The sequence below is a fragment of the Streptomyces antioxidans genome, assembly GCF_000968685.2.
Lineage (GTDB): Bacteria > Actinomycetota > Actinomycetes > Streptomycetales > Streptomycetaceae > Streptomyces > Streptomyces antioxidans.
Map to the genome: position 1 here is coordinate 1 of NZ_LAKD02000247.1, position 477 is coordinate 477.

Annotated in this window: 1 protein-coding gene; it reads right to left on the reverse strand. The window is 63.7% G+C overall.

Features of this window, described 5'->3' with window-relative positions; genetic code table 11:
• On the reverse strand, positions 1-415 hold a 415-nt coding region (locus tag VT50_RS37980; RefSeq protein ID WP_240529506.1), incomplete at its 3' end, for an AMP-binding protein.
• Between the last annotated feature and the right edge of the window lie 62 nt (positions 416-477).

Consider the following 477-nt stretch of genomic DNA (forward strand, 5'->3'; position numbering starts at 1 on the left):
AGATGAGGTAGGCGGGGTGGTGGGGGTTGGGGGGTGTGGGTTGTTCGGTGGGGGTGAGGTTGGTGTGGGGTTGTTTTTGTAGGTGGGTGGTGGTGTGGGGGTGGTCTAGGAGGATGTGTGGTGTGGTGTGGGTGGGTGTGGGGAGGGTGGTGGTGTGGGTGGTGGTGATGAGGGCGGTGGGTTTGCTGTCGTGTAGGAGGTGGGTGAGGCGTTCTTGGGGGTAGTCGGGGTCGAGTGGTACGTAGGCGGCGCCGGTTTTGAGTACGGCGAGGATTGCGGTGATGGTGTGTGTGGAGCGGGGGAGGGCGAGGGCGATGCGGTGTTCGGGTCCGGCTCCGGTTTGTAGGAGGTGTCGGGCCAGTTGGTTGGCGCGTTCGTTGAGTTCGCGGTAGGTCCAGCGTTGGTCTTCGTACACCACGGCCACGGTGTCCGGGGTTCGTGCTGCCCACTCTTCGAACAACCCCGACAACGACACCT